The 3,320-nt window shown below is 72.3% G+C and carries 5 protein-coding genes and 1 pseudogene; 2 read left to right on the top strand and 4 right to left on the bottom strand.

Translation table 11 applies throughout. The annotated features are described in order from the left end of the window. Nucleotides 1-437, bottom strand: a 437-nt coding sequence (locus HV826_RS36145; protein WP_176421544.1) for an ROK family protein, incomplete at its 3' end; no start/stop codon positions are given. Nucleotides 438-563: 126 nt separating this feature from the next. Between HV826_RS36145 and HV826_RS37780 the strand changes: the two genes are divergently transcribed. Both HV826_RS37780 and HV826_RS37775 read left to right on the top strand, forming a co-directional pair. Next, nucleotides 564-788, top strand: a complete 225-nt coding sequence (locus HV826_RS37780; protein ID WP_255217595.1) for a DUF2780 domain-containing protein — start codon at nucleotides 564-566, stop codon at nucleotides 786-788. 20 nt (nucleotides 789-808) lie between these two features. Continuing rightward, complete coding sequence (locus HV826_RS37775) at nucleotides 809-1,042, top strand: hypothetical protein (RefSeq protein WP_255217594.1); 234 nt, start codon at nucleotides 809-811, stop codon at nucleotides 1,040-1,042. A 10-nt stretch (nucleotides 1,043-1,052) separates the two neighbouring features. Here the strand turns inward: HV826_RS37775 and HV826_RS36135 are convergent, their stop codons facing one another. From HV826_RS36135 to HV826_RS36125, 3 genes and pseudogenes are all read right to left on the bottom strand, one after another. Further along, the gene (locus HV826_RS36135) at nucleotides 1,053-1,970 is read right to left on the bottom strand and encodes a glycosyltransferase family A protein (RefSeq protein WP_176421543.1); all 918 of its coding nucleotides are present in this window, start codon (nucleotides 1,968-1,970) and stop codon (nucleotides 1,053-1,055) included. Nucleotide 1,971: 1 nt separating this feature from the next. Then, nucleotides 1,972-2,922, bottom strand: coding sequence for a glycosyltransferase family 2 protein (locus tag HV826_RS36130; protein ID WP_176421542.1), 951 nt, complete (start codon nucleotides 2,920-2,922; stop codon nucleotides 1,972-1,974). 19 nt (nucleotides 2,923-2,941) lie between these two features. After that, nucleotides 2,942-3,320, bottom strand: a pseudogene (locus HV826_RS36125) (polysaccharide biosynthesis protein); the annotation flags it as partial.

Genomic DNA, 3,320 nt, shown 5'->3' with positions numbered 1-3,320 from the left:
GCCCCCAGCCGGTACTCCGCCGCCACCGCCACCTGGACGTCGTTGCCCAGCACCACGGGCCGGCCCACCCGCGCGCCCAGGTCCCCCGCCACCGGGTAGGGCGTCTTCCAACCCCGGCCCACGTTGCTGACGTGTCCCAGCGTGCCCTCGTTGGCGTTCACCGCGCCGGGCGCACCCACGCCCACCCCCTGGAGCTGACGGGACGTCAGGCCCGCCGCGTGCGCCGCGCCCTCCAGCGTGTCGTGGATGGCGCGCACCACGTCGCCGGGCTCACCGTCGGCGGGCGTGGGCTGGCGCAGCTTCCCCAGGACGGCGCCAGCGCGGTCCACCACCACGGCCTCGATTTTCGTCCCGCCCAGGTCGACGCCGCCCCAGCACTCCCGGGCGTCGCGCTCCGCCGTCTTCCGTCGCGAGCCCTCCGCGTTCGCTTCCCGCATGACAGGCCTCCCCAGCGAAGATGCGCAGTCCGCGGGGGACCGGGGGAAGGCGGCGGGAAGGCGAGGGAGCGGCCGGCCCGCTAGAAAGGCGCTCCACACGGACGCGCGACAGGAAAGGAGCAAGGGATGGACCTCATCGGACAGCTCTCTCAGCAGCTCGGAGTGAATGGAACGCAGGCCCAGGGGCTGGCGGGCTCGCTGCTGAAGCAGGTGCAAGGCACGGTGCAGGAGAAGCTGGGCCCCGACGCCGCGAACCAGATGGGCCAGGCGGTTCCAGAGATGGAGACCTGGCGGCAGGCCCCCAGCACCACGTCCGCGCCCCAGACGGCGCCGGACGCGGGGGCGGGCTGATGGGCGCGCTGGGGGGGCTCATGTCCGGCCAGGAGGGAAACACGGGCGGCATGCTGAGCGCGCTGGGCGGCGCCGCGGGGCAGGCCGGTGACATGGCGGCCGTGGTGTCCCTGCTGGGCCGCTTCAACATCGACGCGAGCAAGGCGTCCCTGGTGGCGCCCCTGCTGCTGAACTTCCTCAAGTCGCGCCTGGACCCCGCGCTCGTGGGCCGCATCCTCTCCGTGGTGCCGCTGCTGGGCGGCGGCGGACGCTGAAACCGCGCCGTCAGCGGCCCGACACGCGCTGGCGCACGGTGGTGGCCAGCGCCCACGGCGGGAAGCCCAGCACGTAGCGCCAGCGCGGCGCCGCCAGGTGGAGCGGCAGGCCGCGCCGGTACAAGTCCAGCGCCAGGTCCACGCGGCGCTGGGACAGCAACCAGTGCGTCACGTGGCGCAGGCTGTAGAGCAGCAGCTCCAGCCGCTCACGCCTGCGGGCCGTGCCTCCCGGATAGCGCCCCAGGCGCTCCTGCTCCAATTGATACCGCGTGCCCTGGTAGCCGGACTCCAGCGCCGTGGACGTGGAGCCCGCGTGCTGGCGGTAGCCCACCACCGCGGGGGCGCGCACCCAGGCGAAGCCCGGCGCCGTGCCCAGCCGGTACAGCAAGTCGTAGTCCTCGCCGCTGATGCGCAGCGAGGTGAAGCCGCCCACGCGCCGCAGCGCCTCCGTGCGCACCGCCAGCACGCACGCGGTGCGCGGCGTCCGGTCCTCCGCGCTGGCCAGATAGTCCGCGAAGCGCAGCACCTGGAGCGGCTCGCGCACCACGGACGCCAGGGACTCGGCCCGGGAGAACGGCACCGCCGTGCCCAGCACCAGCGACGTCCCCGCCTCCGCCTCCAGCACCCGCCGGTACGTGGCCAGCGTCCAGGGGAACCACAGGTCGTCACTGTCCAGGAAGGCCACATAGGCGCCGCGGGCCTCCTGGATGCCCAGGTTGCGCGCGGCGCCCGGGCCCGCGTTGCGCTGGCGCAAGACGCGCACCCGTTCGCCGTAGCGGGCCAGCGTCTCCAGCGTGTCGTCGGTGGAGCCGTCATCCACGACGAGCACCTCGAAGTCGCGCTCCTCCTGCGCGAACACGGACGCGAGCGCCGCCTCCAAGAGCCGCGCCCGGTTGTACGTGGGGATGATGACGGAGAAGAGCGGCATGTCACACGCGGGCGCGCAGGCCCATCCCGGAGATGCCCAGGAAGGTGGCCAGCTGCTTGCGGTACTCCGGCAGGCTCATGCGCCCGCGCAGCAGCGTCTGCGTCAGCACCGCCGAGTTGTACGGCAACGTCCCCACCAGGATGGCCCGCATGGCCGCCTCGTGCAGCCGGCCGTGGTGCTTGCGGAAGTACGCCAGCCGCGTGCGCCACAGCTCGATGCGCACCGGGTCGGCCCCGGTGTCGGACGGCCGGAACGAGCGGCTCGTCAGGTGCGTAATCACCGCCTCCGGACAGAAGGCCACCTCCCAGCCCTCCTTCCAGGCCCGCACGCACCAGTCGGTGTCCTCGGTGTTGCCCAGCGGGGACATCTGCTCGTCGAGCAGGCCCACCTCCGCGAGCGCCTCCTCGCGCACCACGATGCAGGCCCCCAGCACCCAGCTCACGCGGGCCTCGTCGTGGCCGTACTGCGCCGGGTCGATGGCCATCGCCTTGAGGAAGTGGAGGGGACGCGGCAGGAAGACGAGGTCGAAGAGCTGCCCGGCCAGCGACATGGGCCGGAAGGTGCAGTTCTGGACAGTGCCGTCCGCGTTCAACAGCCGCGCGCCCGCCATTCCCACGCGCGGGTTGTCATCCATGAAGCGCACCAGCGCGTCGAAGGCGCCCTCGTGGACGATGGTGTCGTCATTGAAGATGCAGAAGTGGCGGCCCCGGGCCTGACGCAGCACCTGGTTGTGGTTGGCGGAGAAGCCCTTGCGCTCCGTGTTGAAGAGCCAGCGCACCTTGGGGAAGTCGCGCCGCATGGCGTCCACGCCGCGCCCGCCAGTGGCGTTGTCGACAATCCAGACCTCGAAGGAGCTGTCGCGCGTCGTCGCATGCAAGGTGCGCAGACAGTCGTGCAGCAACTCCGGGTTGCTGTGATTGACGATGGAGATGACCAGGTCGGGCTTCTTCATCGGGACCCTCGCTTTCCGCTCACGTCGACGCCGGACTCACCGGAGCCGGCCTCGCGGCCCTCCGTGCCCGGACGAATTCGAGAATCTGCCTCAGCTCGCCCAGGAGTGGCAGCGCTCCCGGCAGCCGTTCACGGACCCACACCAGGATGGCGAACAACACCGCGCCCACCAGCGCCTGCGCCACCACACCCTCCTCCACCAGCCGCGGCGCCGCCAGACACGCGCCCAGCAGCAACACCCCCAGGGTGACGAAGGGCTCCACCACCTGCCGCGCCAGCCCTCGCATCGACGGGTTGAGCCGCTCCACCAGCCACGCCGTCACCCACACCTCGGCCAGCCCCACCCCCACGCCCACGGGCCCCATGCCCGTGGGCGTGGGGGTGGGGCTGGCCGAGGTG

Source organism: Myxococcus sp. AM010 (assembly GCF_013372585.1).
Taxonomy (GTDB): domain Bacteria; phylum Myxococcota; class Myxococcia; order Myxococcales; family Myxococcaceae; genus Myxococcus; species Myxococcus vastator.
The sequence above is the reverse complement of the archived record's forward strand: the minus strand, read 5'-3'. Positions and strand labels throughout refer to the sequence as shown.

Coding starts and splice junctions, on each gene's coding strand:
- HV826_RS37780 (WP_255217595.1), top strand. CDS start 564: ATGGACCTCATCGGACAGCTCTCTCAGCAGCTCGGAGTGAATGGAACG.
- HV826_RS37775 (WP_255217594.1), top strand. CDS start 809: ATGTCCGGCCAGGAGGGAAACACGGGCGGCATGCTGAGCGCGCTGGGC.
- HV826_RS36135 (WP_176421543.1), bottom strand. CDS start 1,970: ATGCCGCTCTTCTCCGTCATCATCCCCACGTACAACCGGGCGCGGCTC.
- HV826_RS36130 (WP_176421542.1), bottom strand. CDS start 2,922: ATGAAGAAGCCCGACCTGGTCATCTCCATCGTCAATCACAGCAACCCG.